Here is a 15615-nt window from a genome sequence, read left to right as displayed (position 1 = left end):
ATGGAGCAGAACAAGAATTCCCAGCCGCGTCCCGATTGGACGGAGTATTTCCTCGATATTGCCCGGGCGGTGGGCCGCCGGGCTACCTGCCTGCGCCGCCGCTATGGTGCGATTATCGTCAAGGACCATATCATCATCAGCACCGGCTACAACGGCGCTCCGCGTGGGGAAGCTAACTGCATCGACACGGGCATCTGCGAGCGGGAACGGCTCCATGTGCCCAAAGGGCAGAACTACGAGCTCTGCGTGGCCGTTCATGCCGAGCAGAACGCTATCATCAACGCTGACCCTGCCGCCATGGAGGGAGCTACTATCTACATTGTGGGCATCAATGCAGACGGCACGCTGGCCTCCGGCAAACCCTGCCTGCTGTGCCGCCGCATGCTGCGCAATGCCAAGCTCGGGCAGGTGATTTATTACGAAACCGATGGTACGATTGTTACCTGCCGCCCCGATGAAATTCATGATTAAAATTCTCTTAAAAAATTGCGCTTTCAGCTTATTTTCATTGACACTATAGGCCCTCTGCGCTAAAATAGGCTTGTTATGAATTTCTAGTAATTATTTGAGAAAAAGAGGTGCTACTTGTATGCCGGATTATATGTTGGCGTTTGTCATTGCCGCAGGTGTGGCTCTGCTCATTACGCCTGGTGTGATTTTCCTGGCGGCCAAGACGGGAGCCATGGATGCTCCTGATGCGAGAAAAGTACATAAAAAACCTATTCCCCGTATCGGCGGTCTGGGTATTTACGCAGCCTTTATGGTGGCGATTATTGGGATTATGCAGTTCATCGACGTGGAGCCGGATGTGCTCTTCGAGGTCACCGGCCTCTTGGTGGGCGGTTCCTTGATTGTGCTCGTGGGTGTTATCGACGATTACAAGAACCTGCCGGCCAAAGTCAAACTGGTTGGGCAGATTGTCGCGGCAGCTGTGCTGGTCATTGCCTTTGATGTGCGCATTGACTTCATCACAGACCCATTCGGCGATTTCTTCTACACGGAGTGGCTGGCCATTCCCGTGACCATCTTCTGGATTGTAGGTCTTACCAATACGGTAAACCTCATTGATGGACTTGACGGCCTGGCGGCTGGTGTGGCTACCATCGCGTCCGTCACCATCTTCTTAGTGGCTTTGCAGCAGAACATTCTGCTCGTGGCTGTTCTGACGGCAGCACTGGCTGGTTCTGCGATTGGCTTCCTTTACTACAACTTCAATCCTGCCCGGATTTTCATGGGCGACTCGGGGAGTATGTTCCTGGGCTATATGCTCGCAGGTATCTCCGTTATCGGTGCTGTGAAATGCGCGGCTACCATTGCGCTGATTGTACCGATTCTGGCTTTGGGGCTGCCCATTCTGGACACGACCTTTGCCATCGTGCGCCGCTACCGTGGCGGTGTGCCCATCTTCAAGCCGGACAGAGGTCATCTCCACCACCGTCTGATGGATTTGGGCTTCAGCCAGCGGCAGGCCGTACTGCTGATGTACGTCATCAGCGCCCTGCTGGGGCTTAGCGCTGTGGCGCTGACGGAAGTCAGCTCGCAGTTCGCCATTGCCATCGTCTGCATGGTCGTGGCTTTGGTGCTCTACGGTGCAAAACGCATCGGCATCTTTCGCATGAATGATTCAGCCCAGCAGCATTAAAAGAAATATTCGCAATGATTGCCTTCCCCTCTGGGGAAGGGGGACCGCCTTGCGGTGGATGAGGTTCATGTCAGAGATTGCCTGAAACCTCATCCGTCAGCCTGCGGCTGCCACCTTCCCCATAGGGGAAGGCTTATATAGAGAGGGGACTATTAATGGAACAAAAGAAAATCAAGGTTATGACGGTGTTTGGCACCCGGCCTGAGGCGATAAAGATGGCACCTATCGTGCTGGAACTGCAGAAGCACCCGGACAAAATCACCCCGGTGGTGGCGGTAACGGCTCAGCACCGCGAAATGCTGGACCAGGTTCTGGGACTCTTTAACATCACGCCGGACCATGACCTTGATATCATGGCACAGGGCCAGACCCTCTTTGACATCACCTCCAAGGCCATGATGGGCCTGGATAAGGTACTGGCAGAAGAAAAGCCGGATATCGTGCTGGTACACGGTGATACCACGACCACCTTTGCCGGTGCTTTGGCCGCTTATTACCATCAGACGACGGTAGGCCATGTGGAAGCAGGTCTCAGAACCCATGACAAGTACAGCCCCTTCCCGGAAGAAATGAACCGCAAGCTCACGGGCTGCATTGCTGACTTGAACTTTGCCCCCACGGAAACCTCCGAGAGCAATCTGCTGGCGGAAAATGTGAAGCCCGAAAGCATCTTCATCACGGGCAACACCGTTATCGATGCCCTGCATCATACGGTAAAGGATGATTTCCAGTTCGAAGATGAACTGCTGCAGAATATCGACTTTGAGAACAAGCGCATCATCCTCGTGACCACCCATCGCCGGGAAAATCTGGGTGAGCCCATGCGCCATGTCTACAAGGCTCTGCGCCAGCTGACGGAAGAATTTGCCGATGTGGAAGTGGTCTTCCCGGTGCATAAGAACCCGAAAGTCCGTGAAGTCGTGCAGGAAGAATTGGGCGGCTTGGAGAAGGTTCACCTCATTGACCCGCTGGACTATGAACCGTTTGCCAATTTGATGAGCCGTGCGCATTTGATTCTCACCGATTCCGGCGGCGTGCAGGAAGAAGCTCCTGCCCTCGGCAAGCCGGTTCTCGTGCTCCGCGATACCACGGAACGTCCCGAAGCAGTTGCTGCGGGCACGGTAAAACTCATCGGCACCGACCGGGATGTGGTTTATAACGAAGCCAAGACCTTGCTGACGGATGAAGCCGCCTATAGCCGCATGGCAGAATCCGTAAACCCCTACGGTGACGGCAAGGCCTCCCCGCGCATCATTCAGGCCATTCTCTACTATTATGGCCTGGCTGATAACCGCCCCGATATTTTCGTAGGCAAATAAGATGGCCGGACAGGAACCAAGCGGCCTCAAACAGGCCGTCAAAGCCTTTTCGATACTGGGCGGAGTTGGCATCTACCTAGTGGTATTCGTAGGCATATGCGGTTACATTGGCAGTCTTATCGGAGATTTTCTCCAGTTGGGGAAAGCAGGGATAATCGGTGGCATTATCCTGGGCTTTCCCGCAGCCTTTTATACACTGTACAGACAGCTTAAGAATAACGAGCTTATTTGACAGAACGTACCTCTGCGAATGTAGGTACGTTCTTATTTTTGCATACGAAAAAAGCCACTACCCAAAGTAGTGACTGAATAATCAATGGAGCGGGCAATGGGAGTCGAACCCACCTCTAAAGCTTGGGAAGCTTTCATTCTACCGATGAACTATGCCCGCAACGACTTTTTCAGTATATCATTTTTGTTATTGTATTGCAAGGGGGAATTTGTCTGCGGCATGGCGAATCTTAATACAGATAAAATTGTCTTTAGTGGATTTACATAGGAGGTAAAATTATGGGACTTTTGCAAGCAGGAATTGGTGCCGTGGGCGGTGTGCTGGGCGACCAGTGGAAAGAATATATCTACTGTGACAGTCTGCCGCCAGACGTACTTATGGCCAAGGGGCACCGCAAGACCGGCAGCGGTTCTTCCAACAAGGGGGACGACAACATTATCTCTCAGGGTTCAAGAGTAGCGGTCAACAATGGCCAGTGTCTCATCATTGTGGAAAATGGTGAGGTGGTGGACATTTGCGCCGAACCGGGGGAATACACCTATGACCGGGAAACGGAGCCGTCGCTTTTCACAGGCGACCTTTCCGATACAATTCCGAAGGTCTTTGCAGAAATCGGCCGCCGTTTCTCCTTTGGTGGGGATACAGGCCGTGACCAGCGGGTGTACTACATCAATACCAAGGAAATCTACGGCAACAAGTTCGGCACGCCGTCGCCGATTGCCTTCAAGGTGCGGGACGATACGCTGAACTATGAGCAGACCATCCAGATTCGCTGCTTCGGTGAGTACAGCTATCGCATTACCAATCCGGTTCTGTTCTACACCAATATTGCCAGCAATGTCAGTGATACGTTCAGCCGTGAGGAAATCGACAGTCAGCTCAAATCCGAGCTCATGATGGCACTCAAACCGGCTATGGCCAAAGTTTCGGCTATGCGGGTGGGCTATGACGAATTGGAGGCACATTCGCAGGATATTGCCGATGCCCTGAACGAAAGCCTCAGCCAGAAATGGGGCAATCTGCGCGGTATCGAAGTCGTATCTGTTGCCGTGGCCAGTGTCAGCCTCACGGATGAGAGTCAGGCAGTGCTCGAAAAACTGCAGAAGATGCAGGAAGCTGCTGTCCTGGGCCGTGACCCGTCCTTGATGGCAGGATTCTATGGTGCTGCGCAGGCGGACGCTCTGCGTGATGCGGCGAACAACGAAGGCGGCGCAGCTATCGGTTTTATGGGCATGAACATGGCTGGCAATGCAAATGGCATCAATGTCGGTGATATGATGGCACAGGGGCAGGCGCAAAGAGCTGCCCAGGTACAGCAGACCGCTGCCCGTCAGGCGGCACCTGCGGGCGACTGGACTTGTGCCTGTGGCCATAGCGGCAACACGGGCAAGTTCTGTTCCGAATGCGGTGCTGCCAAACCGGAGGACGGCTGGACCTGTGCATGTGGTGCCAAGAATACGGGCAAATTCTGCTCGGAATGTGGCAAACCCCGTCCTGCTGGTGATTGGGTTTGTGCCTGCGGGGCCAAAAACAGCGGCAAGTTCTGCGCTGAATGCGGGAGCCCGCGTCCGTGATGAAATTGACATTGGATAAGGAGGTGGCGGTATGGCAAGTTCTTCCGTAGCTTATAAATGCCCTAACTGCAGTGCGCCACTGGATTTTAAGCCTGGCACGCAGAAGATAACCTGTGAATACTGCGGTACGGAGCTTGATGCGGAATCTATTGAAGCACTGTTTCAGGCCAAAGAGGCCATGGCGGCAGAAGCAGCCGAACGAGAAGATGAAAAATGGGATACGGCAGTAGCGGGGGGCGAGTGGACAGCCGAAGAAGCAGAGGCGTTTAAGTCCTACACCTGCGAGTCCTGCGGTGCGGAAATCGTGGCCGATGGCAATACCATGGCCACAGAATGCTGTTACTGTGGTCATGCGGTGATGCTGCCCAGCCGTTTTGAGGGCATGCTCAAGCCCGACTACATCATTCCGTTCAAAAAGACCAAGGACGATGCCAAGGCGGCGCTAAAGGCATTCTATGAAAACAAGTGGCTGTTGCCCAGTCTCTTTAAGTCTCAGAATCGTATTGAGGCCATTCAGGCGCTTTATGTGCCGTTCTGGCTCTTTGATTCCGAGGTGGATGCTTATGCTCATTTTCGGGCGGAGAAAATTCATATCTACGAAACAAGTGACGAGGAGGTCACGGAGACCAGCCATTATGAGTGTTTGCGCTCCGGCAGTATGGCTTTTTCCCGCATTCCGGTGGACGGCAGTGAAAAGATGGACGACACCTATATGGAGAGCATTGAACCCTTTGACTACAGCGAAATGGTGCCCTTTTCCAACGCCTATATGACAGGTTTTCTCGCGGATAAATACGATGTGGATGCTGAGGCTTCCGTGCCGCGGGCGGATAAGCGGGTACAGCAGAGTGCCATTGATGTTCTGTCGGATACCGTGGAAGGGTATGACAGTGTTCACTGCACCGAATCTGATGTGAAGAAACAGGCAGGCGTTGTGGCTTACTGTATGGCACCCGTCTGGATTGTCACCACCCGCTATCAGGACAAGCCCTATACCTTTATGATGAACGGCCAGTCCGGCAAGGTGGTCGGCAGCCTTCCCTACGACATGAAAAAAGCCGTGGCCTATGGGCTGGCGGTCTTTGCTGTAGTCCTGCCCATTGTGTACTATGCAGCCAAGTGGCTGCTGGCAGATTGAGGAGGGAATGGCGATGAAAAAAATCTTAAGAATCCTGCAGGGCGCCTGCCTCGCATTCCTGCTTATCTGCCAGACAGCGGCCTTGGCGGCTGCGCCCGTGGTGGACCAGGCAAAACTTTTGAATAACAGCCAGCGTGAAGCGCTTACGGCAAAAATCCAGCAGGTAGAGGCTGCCCATAAAATCAAAATCGGCATCTGCACCATGCAGGAGGTGCCGGGGGGCATCAGCATTGGCAAATACGCCAACAACATTCTGGACAAAAACTTTGCCAATGGGGAAAACGGCAGTATTGTCCTCGTGCTGGCTATGGGCAGCCGCGACTGGTATATCTCCACCGATAATAAAATGCGGATGAAAATCACCGACGAAGCGGGGATACACGGCCTCAAAAATCTCTTTTTGGATGATTTGTCCAATGGCGATTACAGCGACGGCTTTAATCATTTCGTGGACGGTATAGACCGCTATTTGAGTTATTACGAAAAAGAGGGCGTGCCCTATGACCCTGGTGATGAATTTGACATTTGGGCAGCGATTATTGCGGCAGCAGTGGCAGCTGCAAGCGGCTTTTTCTTTGCCTATTACCTCATCTGCGGCATGAGTAATGTTACTCCTGCCGTAGAAGCCAGCGCCTACCTGAAACAGGATAGCGTTGACATCTTCCAGCGGCAGGATAGATACCTTTATACCACCGTAACCCGCCGGCAAAAATCCAAGAGCAGTGGCAGCTCATCATCCTCCAGCGACAGCAGCCACGGCGGCGGGGGAGGAAAGTTCTAGTATTGCACTTACTGGCCGTAAAATATCATTGACAAAAAAAGACGTCGATGCTAGACTAAAATTACAAATGAATTGAGAGAAGTTCATTACAGTACTAAACAAAGAAAATCCCCCGCCAGAGTGATGCCTGTGCGGGGGATTTTCTTGTTCATCTGCTGATGCTTGCAGGGAGTGCATTATGCTGGATTACCACATTGCCACTGGTCAGCGGCCCAGCAGGTAGAGTGCAAGCTCAACGATAATACCGCCGATAAAACTTGCAAGTACCGATAACCAAAATTGAGAGAAATTCATAAACAGCCCTCCTTCCTCGCCGGATTAACCTTTGACGAAGGCTGTGGCAACAACAATATTATAGCGCCTGTATGATGAAATCACAATAATTCCTTGACAGAACAATAAACATTGGCTATAATGAGTCTTGTCCTTACGACATGGGGTTATAGCTCAGTTGGTTAGAGTGTCTCGTTGACATCGAGGAGGTCACAGATTCGAATTCTGTTAACCCCACCATAAGCTCGCCTAGCTCAGTTGGCTAGAGCATCTCCGTCACATGGAGGGGGTCGGGGGTTCGAATCCCTCGGCGAGCACCATATTGAATTATGAGGAAGCTGGAAACGGCTTCCTTTTTGATTTTTTTCAAAAAACTATTGACACATTCAGAATTATCCCGTATAATCGTTTGTGTTGGTTCGGTGCTTACACCGACGACACCTTAATGCGGACGTGGCGGAATCGGCAGACGCGCTAGTTTCAGGTACTAGTGGTGGTGACATCGTGGAGGTTCAAGTCCTCTCGTCCGCACCATTTTTTATGTGTAAAACCTTTTAATTGAATATATTGCGGTCGTGGCGGAATTGGCAGACGCGCTACTTTGAGGGGGTAGTGTTCACAAGACGTATGGGTTCAAGTCCCATCGACCGCACCAATTAAGAATTTAGTAAAGACTATCATGGTTTGTCAATATCCATGATAGTCTTTTGTGTTTGTCGTCAGATTGACAGGAAAAATGGCGAATGTTATAATAAGCCCATAACGTGAAGAGACATTTTATAACCAAAAAGAAAAAGCCCCGTTGGCCTGACGAACCAACATAAGGGGCTTTTTCTTATGTTCTTCTGCTGACGGGCAGGGGGAACAATTGGCTAATTACCACCATTGGCATTGGCTACATGCCTAGCCAGTGCATAGTAAGCTCAACAGCAACGCTGCCGATTATACTTGCCAGCACAGAGAGCCAGAATTCGTGAAAAGACATATGTATAACCTCCTTCCTCGCCGGATTAACCTTTGACGAAGGCTGTGGCAACACACGCATTATAACATATTCCTACAGTGAATAAAACTTTTAATGGACAACAGTTACCCATAGAAAAGCCCGTGGCGGTGTATTCCTAAGCGATTTACGCGCTTGCGCGTACTAGCGCAGGAATATACTGCCACGGGCTTTTCGGTCGCGAACTTATCTAGCAACGCTCACAAAGTATTGTCTTGATTCTGAATTTTTAATGGAAATTTAATCGAAATTTAATTAGTTTCCTATTGCAAATCGTTTTATATTATGTTAAGATAACTTAGGTTCTGAAAAACGAATGGAAAATTGCTGAGGAAACATGGACACTCGCAAAGTCTTCTATTCCGCCTTCAGAACGAATATTAATTCTATTTTACAGAAGGAGGAGTTTCTCATGAAGAAGACTCTCGTATCCGCTCTGACGACCGCTCTGGTTGTTGGTGCAGCTAGCACGACTTTTGCTGCTGCAAATCCGTTCTCCGATGTTCCTGCTGATCATTGGGCTTATGACGCTGTAAGCCAGCTCGCTGCTGATGGCGTTATCGAAGGCTATGGCGACAGCACCTTCAAGGGCAACCGTAACATCACCCGTTACGAAATGGCTCAGATGGTAGCTAAAGCTATGGCTAAGAACACTTCCGGCGCTGACAAAGCTCTGGTTGACAAACTGGCTGCTGAATTCGCTGAAGAACTCAACAACCTCGGTGTTCGCGTAGCTAAGCTCGAACGCAACGCTGACATGGTGAAATGGAATGGCAAGGCTGAGTACACCTTCACTCGTAATCACTATGAAGGTGAACCGGCTCGCACTGCCACGGAAGATCGCGACACCAACACGCACAAATTCCTGTTCCGTCTCGAACCCAGCGCTGAAGTAAATGAAAACTGGCATGTAAATGCACGTCTCGATGCTGAGTGGGATGCTTCTGACGATTTAAATACTAATGCAGCTACTCGTAATGACAGCAGCAAAGTTGAACTGAAGCGCATCTGGGCTCAGGGTGACTACAAGAACTTCACGGTTAAAGCTGGTAAGTTCGCTAACACCATTGCTAACGACCTCGTATTTGATGATCCGTTCTCTGGTATCGGCGTAGTATTTGGCGGCAAAGACCTGAAGGCTACTGTAAACTTCGGTCGTGAACGTGATAACATCAACTTCGGCAGCACTTCCACTTATTGGGGCATTGGTCTGAACTATGATGCTAGCAAGCTGAGCGCTCGCGCTGGCTATCAGCACTTCAAGTTTGATGACTGGGGTACCCTTACTGGCTTAAATGCTCTTAATGGTCGCGATTCTGATGGCATTTGGTCTATCGGTGCTGGTTACAGATTCGATAAGAACTTTGCTATTGATGCTACTTACGCTCGTTCTAACTTCAGCGAAGTTGCAGGTGTTCCTGTGACCAACGAAAAGACTGCTTTCGCTTATGGCGTATCCTACAAGGGCGCTGAAGCTGCCAACAAGGGCACTTGGGGTGCATGGGTTGGTTACCGTTACCTCGGTACGATGGTAGCTCTTGATCCGACTTATGATGTTGTAAAAAGTGGTTTCAAGGGCCTCGAACTCGGTGTTAAGTATGTTCCCTGGAAGAACATCGTTACCCAGGTTCAGTACGGCACTGGCAAGCGCATTTCTGACAACCAGAAATACAACACGCTGTTCGGCCGTGTTGAATTCCTGTTCTAATCTAACGATTAGCAGATTATACGCAACTAACAAAGACCTCCACTTCGGTGGAGGTCTTTTTCTTGCACTTCTCTATGTATTTATGATAAAATAATTCTAAACACATTAGAGGAGAGGCCAAGAATGGACTTAAAAGATATTACGAACAAGGATGAATTGAAAAAGCGTACATCAAATCTGTAATTCGGGAGTTGTATCTTAAAACTATTGACAACAATTAGGTAATGATGTAATATTAACCCATAAACACGCGGGTCACCCGCACTTAAAATTAGGACACTGTAGTTTGTCACTACACTTAAAGCAGGGGAGTTTTGTACGTATATGCTACAAAACTCCCTACGTTTTTGTTTGGAAAATGCAGGGCAGGTCTTTTTCTTGCATTTTACCCTGCCTTATGCTAAACTAAAGGCAGATAAAAAAGACCACCGATAGACGGCTAGTTCCCGCACTCGATGGTTAGTAACTTCAAAACTTTAGAAGTAACCGCCAGAGCTTAGGACACTGGGGCGGTTATTTCTGTTTCATGGCAAGAATAATCAACAAAATCAGCAAAAGCTGCATAGTTGCGTCACTCAAAACTATGACCTCGCTTTCTGTAAGGTATTTCGACCTTTCTGTGCGAGGGAAACAAGCCGCCTACCGTTATGGTGGTCGGCGCACATGTTGTGCGCTAGATATAGTATATCAGATTTAATGTTTTTGACAAGTCAATTAACTATGAAAGCCCATGGTGACTGGTTCCTAAGCGATTTACACGCGCAGCGTGTACTAGCGCAGGAATAAGCCACCATGGGCTTTCAGCGATGGCAAGAACTTTTCATTTGCCTTTTCCGGTCAACTGTGCTAGACTAAAGACAGATAAAAAAGACCACCGATAGACGGCGTGCTTTCCCAGCTCGTTGGTTAATATCGGCATATAAGTTGCGAATAACCGTCAAGTGTAGGAGCTCAGGCGGTTATTTCTTTTTCAGAACGATGATAATAAGCAACAGCATTAAAAGCTGAAATGACATATCACTCACCATTATGACCCCGCTTTCTCTAAGGGATTACGACCCTTTCTGCGAGGAAAATACGCCGCCTACCGTTATGGTGGCCAGCACACAGGATGTGCGCTAGATATAGTATATCAGATTTAATGTTTTTGACAAGTCAATTATCAATGAAAGCCCTTGATGACTTGTTCCTAAGCGATTTACACGCGAAGCGTGTACTAGCGCAGGAATAAGTCATCAAGGGCTTTCAGGCATAGAACTTAACTTTTACTCTTCTGTAAATGTTTCTTTCAGCATCTGCTGCTGCTCTTTGTTAATGGTAATCTTTCCGTGAAGCAGGGAGATAAGCCCTGCTTCTTTTAGTTTGACCACGCCGCGGTTGACAGTTTTTACGCTGGTGCCGATGTCGTCGGCAATCTGCTGGCGGCTGGTGTGGAGGATGAAGAGGTCGGTTTCAATATCGCCGAGGCGTTTTAAGAGATAGCCATGGAGGCGGTCAAGGCTGGGCAGGAATTTTACGCGGCCTGCTTCGTTGGAGGTTGGGTACATCTTGGCGGCCAAGAGCTGAGCGACAGCTACGGCGAAGTCGTTGTCAATGCGCATCCACTGCAGAAAGGTTTCGGCCCGCATGGCGATGACTTCGCAGGTGGAGCTGGCTTCGTTGGAGGCGGCGTAAAGCTGCTGGCCGGCGAGTACCTCCAAATCGCCAATCAAATCGGGCACATCAAGGGAGCCGAAGGTATAGCGCTGCCCGCTGGCAAATTCGTTGCTGACCCGGGTTTCGCCCTTGGTCAGCAGGTAGACATGCTTCGCTTCCTCGCCCTTGCGGACAATGGACTCGCCGGGCAGGTAGACTTTATGGGTGGTCTGTCGTTTGATGTCGGCAGGCATATGGTCGAGAATGTATTGGAGTTTCATAGAGGCGGTTCCTTTCCGATAAAAATACTTTTCTTTCATTATATATGATTTTTACAAAATAAAAAAGGACATTAATTTGGACGAATGTCCTTTTTTTATTGCCGAAAAAAGGATAAACTAACAGTGATAATGAGATAAAATGGAAGGGGAGCGCGAATGATGCGGAATTTGTTTGGTCATGCACTGAGTCATCCAAAGATTTGGCAGCGGGAGATCGTAGCAGGTATCACAGCATTTTTTGCGATTTCCTACATTATAATAGTCAATCCTTTGATTTTGGCTGACGCGGGGATTCCAGTGGAACTGTCCGTGTTTGCGACGATTTTTTCGTCGGTGATTGGCTGCCTCTTGATGGCTTTTGTGGCCAATGCGCCCATTGTGCTGACCCCCGGCATGGGGATTAATGCCTTCTTTACTTACACCATCTGCGTGCAGATGGGACTTAGCTGGCATGAGGCGCTGGCGATTTCACTGGTTTCGGGCTTGATTTTTGCCTTTGTGGCCTGCTCGAAATGGGCGGCCCGTCTTAGCGGTGCTGTGGCCCCGTCGCTGAAATGTGCGATTACGGCAGGCATTGGACTCTTTCTCGTGGAGATTGGTCTGGAGAAGGCGGAACTTATCCGCCGCGGCACGAGTTCGATTATCGAGCTGGGCTCGCTGACGAATCCGGCGGCGCTGCTCGCCATCTTCGGCTTGGTTCTGAGTTTGGCTCTTTACCTGCGCAATGTGATGGGCAGTTTTTTCATCGCCATTGTGGTGACCAGCGTGCTTGGTTACTTTATGGGTGTGGGGCAGGGGAGTCAGGTCAGCGTGAATCTGGCAGACATCGGTCTTTATCCGCAGCTTTTGCTGCAGGCGGATTTTTCGCGAATGCTTTCCATCCCCTTTTTGCTGGCGGTGTTTTCCATGTCCATGATTATGGTCTTTGAGACCATGGGACTTTTGGAAGGTATCCTGCCCAACCAGGCGAAGTTCCCCAAGACCTTCAAGGGTTCGGCCTTTACCACCATGGTTTCCAGCATGCTGGGCACCAGTCCGACGGTGGCGGCGGCGGAAAGTGCGGCTGGTATTGCCAGCGGCGGACGCACTGGGCTTATGGCCTTGACGGCTTCCATATTATTTATTCTGTCGCTGTTTTTCATTCCCCTGCTGGCTTATGTGTCGGCGGCGGCGATTGCTCCGGTTATCATCATCACGGGAGCAATGATGATGCAGCAGCTTCAATACATGGAGTTCAAGGATTTTTCGGAGTGGTTCCCCGCCTTCTTGGTGGTGGTGCTGATTCCTTTATCGGGCAGTATTTCGACGGGGCTGGCCTTCGGGTTCACCGCGTATCCGCTGCTCAAAATCCTGAACGGCGGCTGGCGCAATGTTCATGCGCTGAGCTACGTACTGGGCTTTCTTTTCCTCTTGAATCTTGTTTTCCAGGCAAGGTTCTAATTAAAAAGAAGAATTTACATAAAGCTTTGATAAAAGGCGTGTTTGATTCCTGCAAGATCGAATACGCCTTTTGTCGTATATGGACGAATTCGTCAGCGCAAAGGGACGGCTTTTATTTCTGGCGTGGAAGGATTTTTCATAGGCTCTGTAGTATAATATAGTTAGTATACCTATGGGCGTGATTCAAAAATCACACAAAAGAGGGTGATATTGTGGACGATAAACCAGTAATGTTAATTGTGGATGACGTGGAAATCAACCGGGTGGTGCTGACCCAGTTTTTCCAGGAAGAATATCAAATCATGGAGGCCGAGAACGGCCAGGAAGCCATGGAAATCATCGAAGGCCAATCGGTGAATATCGTATTGGTGGATTTGGTTATGCCGGTGATGGATGGTTTTCAGGTGCTAGCCATGATGAAGCGGAATGACCAGCTCGCGGGGATTCCTGTGGTGGTCATGACGGCCAATAACGATGGGGACAGCGAGGCCCGGGCCATGGAGATGGGGGCGGCGGATTTTATAACAAAGCCCTACAATCCTACCATTGTGCGCTGCCGCATCCGCAACGTTATGGCCCGTGAGGAAAATGAGTGGCGCAAGGTGGCGCAGATGGCGCAGAACCGCCAGCTGGTCGAGATGCATCAGCATGTGGAAAAGGACAGCCTGACGGGGATTTACAACCGGGAGGCGTTCTACCGCAAGGCGGCAGAACTGATGCAGGAGCATCATCAGACCGGGTACAGCATCGTGTATCTGGACATCAGCTGCTTCAAGGTGGTCAATGACCTGTTCCGCATCGAGACGGGTAACCTCATTTTGAAGACGGCAGCGTTTTATTTCAATGTGCTGACGGGGGACGGCGGTCTGTGTGCCCGTATTGAGGCCGACCATTTTGCCCTGTGCCAGCCTACGGAAAAACTGGATATGGATAACCTTATTGCGGGGCTGGACAGCACCATTCAGTCCTTGGGAATCAGCCACAATATTCTGTTCTATGCAGGGGTTTATCCGGTGGAAAATGTCTTTCTGCCGGTGGATCAGATGTGTGACCGCGCGCATATGGCTCTCAATCGCATCAAAGGCCGTTATATGACCCGTTATGCCTTCTATGACAAGGCTATGCGGGACCAGATGATTGAGGAGCAGATGATTGTCCGCAATATGGAATATGCCCTGCATGAGGGGCAGTTCGTCATCAATCTGCAGCCGGTGTATGAGATTCCGTCCAAAAAAATCATCGGAGCGGAGGCTCTGGTGCGCTGGCGTTATCCCAAGGGGCCGATTCCGCCGTCGAAGTTCATTCCGATTTTTGAGAACAACGGCTTTATTGTGCGGCTGGACCGTTTTGTTTGGGAGGAGGCCTGCAAGGTACTGCGGGCGCAGATTGACGCAGGCTACAATCCGCTGCCGATTTCGGTGAACATTTCGCGGCTGAATTTCTACAGTCAGGATTTGCTGGATTACTTGCAGTCCCTGATTAAAAAATACGATTTGCAGCCCAAGATGCTGAAATTGGAAATCACGGAAAGCGCCTATATGGAAAATCCGCATCAGCTGATTGCCATGGTGCGGGCCTTCCGCGGCAATGGTTTTTCCGTACTTATGGACGATTTTGGCAGCGGATTTTCCTCGCTGTCCATGCTGAAGGATTTGCCGGTGGATGTGCTCAAAATCGATATGGCCTTTGTGCAGGAAGTGGACAAGTCAAGCCGTGCCGGAGCCATTATGGAAAGTATTGTGGAACTGGGCAAGCACCTGAACATGGATGTCGTGGTGGAAGGTGTGGAAACCCAGGAACAGCTGGATTTCTTGAGCAAGATTGGCTGTCGGGAGATTCAGGGATATTATTTTGCCAAGCCCATGGATAAGGAAACCTTTATGGGATTGGTGCAGAGGAGTCAGGATATTTGAAACAAGTAAAAGCAGTAATTTTCGATATGGATGGGGTCATCATCGACAGCGAACCCATCCACAGCCGGGTGAAAATGGATACCTTCGCGCATTTTGGTATTCCCTTCAATGAAGCGGATTTGGTTCATTATATGGGGCGCACAAGTGGTGCTATCTTCCGCGAGACTTTGGCCAAACATGGCCGCACGGATATCAACCCGCAGGATATGGCAGATTATAAGCATGCTCACTATCTGGAAATCCTGCAAAGCGGGGAAATTGCCCCAGTGGAGGGCAGCGTGGAGCTGATAAAATCCCTGCATGAGGCAGGCATTCCTCTGGCGCTTGCCACATCCTCCAATGTGCGGGTGATGAATACGGTGCTGGATAGCTTCGACATTCGCAAGTATTTCACTTCGATACTCTCCGGCGGGGAACTGCCCGAGAGCAAGCCGAATCCTGCCATCTATTTGATTAGCGCGCAACGCTTAGCCGTTGAGCCTGCTGACTGTATGGTAATCGAGGATACGGAAAACGGCATTCTGGCCGCGAAAAGGGCCGGTATGTTCTGCACTGCTTACCGCAATCCTCACTCTGGCAAGCAGGATTTAACCCTGGCCGACAGAGTGGTGGACAGCCTGAAGGAAATTGATGTGAATAAGCTGGCGGTTAACGTAAAGTAACTTCCAGCAGGACA

The 15615-nt window shown here is 50.2% G+C and carries 12 protein-coding genes and 5 tRNA genes; 15 read left to right on the top strand and 2 right to left on the bottom strand.

Translation table 11 applies throughout. The annotated features are described in order from the left end of the window. The 4 genes from P157_RS0101630 (at position 1) to P157_RS0101615 (ending at position 3193) form a co-directional block, all read left to right on the top strand. Entirely contained in the window at positions 1-471 is a 471-nt protein-coding gene (locus tag P157_RS0101630) for a deoxycytidylate deaminase (protein ID WP_026759470.1), read from the top strand. A 118-nt stretch (positions 472-589) separates the two neighbouring features. Then, positions 590-1642: an MraY family glycosyltransferase gene (locus P157_RS0101625; RefSeq protein ID WP_026759469.1), complete on the top strand. Its 1053-nt coding sequence runs from the start codon at positions 590-592 to the stop codon at positions 1640-1642. A gap of 155 nt (positions 1643-1797) precedes the next feature. Then, on the top strand, positions 1798-2961 hold the full coding sequence (gene wecB / locus P157_RS0101620; RefSeq protein WP_026759468.1) for a non-hydrolyzing UDP-N-acetylglucosamine 2-epimerase: 1164 nt from the start codon (positions 1798-1800) through the stop codon (positions 2959-2961). Between the two features lies 1 nt (position 2962). Further along, a complete protein-coding gene (locus tag P157_RS0101615; protein ID WP_026759467.1) occupies positions 2963-3193 on the top strand; it encodes an AtpZ/AtpI family protein in 231 nt (76 codons plus the stop codon). Positions 3194-3278: 85 nt separating this feature from the next. Here P157_RS0101615 and P157_RS0101610 read toward each other — a convergent pair. Beyond that, positions 3279-3352, bottom strand: a tRNA-Gly gene (locus P157_RS0101610). 119 nt (positions 3353-3471) lie between these two features. On the opposite strand from P157_RS0101610, the gene P157_RS0101605 reads away from it, so the two are divergent. From P157_RS0101605 to P157_RS0101560, 8 genes are all read left to right on the top strand, one after another. Beyond that, complete coding sequence (locus P157_RS0101605; RefSeq protein WP_026759466.1) at positions 3472-4767, top strand: SPFH domain-containing protein; 1296 nt, start codon at positions 3472-3474, stop codon at positions 4765-4767. 31 nt (positions 4768-4798) lie between these two features. Continuing rightward, positions 4799-5905, top strand: coding sequence for a hypothetical protein (locus P157_RS0101600; protein ID WP_026759465.1), 1107 nt, complete (start codon positions 4799-4801; stop codon positions 5903-5905). A gap of 13 nt (positions 5906-5918) precedes the next feature. Further along, entirely contained in the window at positions 5919-6686 is a 768-nt protein-coding gene (locus P157_RS13585) for a TPM domain-containing protein (RefSeq protein WP_051598442.1), read from the top strand. A gap of 436 nt (positions 6687-7122) precedes the next feature. Next, positions 7123-7199, top strand: a tRNA-Val gene (locus P157_RS0101585). Between the two features lie 3 nt (positions 7200-7202). After that, positions 7203-7279 (top strand) — tRNA-Val (locus P157_RS0101580). A 127-nt stretch (positions 7280-7406) separates the two neighbouring features. Beyond that, a tRNA-Leu gene (locus P157_RS0101575) sits at positions 7407-7493 on the top strand. 35 nt (positions 7494-7528) lie between these two features. Continuing rightward, positions 7529-7614: transfer RNA gene (locus P157_RS0101570), tRNA-Leu, on the top strand. A 760-nt stretch (positions 7615-8374) separates the two neighbouring features. Further along, positions 8375-9670, top strand: coding sequence for an S-layer homology domain-containing protein (locus P157_RS0101560; RefSeq protein WP_026759464.1), 1296 nt, complete (start codon positions 8375-8377; stop codon positions 9668-9670). A 1265-nt stretch (positions 9671-10935) separates the two neighbouring features. Here the strand turns inward: P157_RS0101560 and P157_RS0101555 are convergent. Beyond that, positions 10936-11586, bottom strand: coding sequence for a Crp/Fnr family transcriptional regulator (locus tag P157_RS0101555; protein WP_026759463.1), 651 nt, complete (start codon positions 11584-11586; stop codon positions 10936-10938). A gap of 156 nt (positions 11587-11742) precedes the next feature. On the opposite strand from P157_RS0101555, the gene P157_RS0101550 reads away from it, so the two are divergent. The 3 genes from P157_RS0101550 to P157_RS0101540 all read left to right on the top strand — a co-directional run bounded on the left by P157_RS0101550 (position 11743) and on the right by P157_RS0101540 (position 15601). Beyond that, positions 11743-13026 carry an NCS2 family permease gene (locus P157_RS0101550; protein WP_230578424.1) on the top strand — a complete coding sequence of 428 codons (1284 nt, stop codon included), beginning with the start codon at positions 11743-11745 and terminating at the stop codon, positions 13024-13026. A gap of 212 nt (positions 13027-13238) precedes the next feature. Then, positions 13239-14939: a putative bifunctional diguanylate cyclase/phosphodiesterase gene (locus P157_RS0101545; RefSeq protein ID WP_026759461.1), complete on the top strand. Its 1701-nt coding sequence runs from the start codon at positions 13239-13241 to the stop codon at positions 14937-14939. Then, entirely contained in the window at positions 14936-15601 is a 666-nt protein-coding gene (locus tag P157_RS0101540; protein WP_026759460.1) for an HAD family hydrolase, read from the top strand. Before P157_RS0101545 ends, P157_RS0101540 begins: the two co-directional genes overlap by 4 nt. Positions 15602-15615 lie beyond the last annotated feature (14 nt).

The organism is Selenomonas ruminantium AC2024, from assembly GCF_000687995.1.
GTDB classification, from domain to species: domain Bacteria; phylum Bacillota; class Negativicutes; order Selenomonadales; family Selenomonadaceae; genus Selenomonas_A; species Selenomonas_A ruminantium_B.
Note: the sequence above shows the minus strand (reverse complement) of the source record. Positions and strands in the feature narration are given on the sequence as shown.